Origin of the sequence: Pseudomonas sp. HY2-MNA-CIBAN-0224 (assembly GCF_040310285.1) — a bacterium.
Taxonomy (GTDB): domain Bacteria; phylum Pseudomonadota; class Gammaproteobacteria; order Pseudomonadales; family Pseudomonadaceae; genus Aquipseudomonas; species Aquipseudomonas helleri.
In genome coordinates, this window is the sequence record NZ_JBEOPQ010000909.1 from 1 (window position 1) to 236 (window position 236).

Here is a 236-nt window from a genome sequence, read left to right on the forward strand (position 1 = left end):
ATATTGAGGTGGTTTTGAAACTTGATTGGCAGAGTGATAATGAAAGGAGTAAGTAATGTCTTCATCTACAGGTACTACAAAATCTACACCCAATAATAATAAAAAAGTAAAAATTTCTCCTCCTATCGAGTTATTTTTACTATTTTGGGTTGATGAATGGGATAGTGGAACAAAAATGTTTTCTGAGTCAGCACAAACGAGACTAAAAAATATTAAAAAATCAAGCTGGTACAAGT

General features: G+C 31.4%; 1 protein-coding gene. It reads left to right on the forward strand.

The features are described from left to right. Positions 1 to 55 precede the first annotated feature (55 nt). Positions 56 to 236: hypothetical protein (locus AAEZ03_RS28885; protein ID WP_350583434.1), on the forward strand; the 181-nt coding region annotated here is incomplete at its 3' end.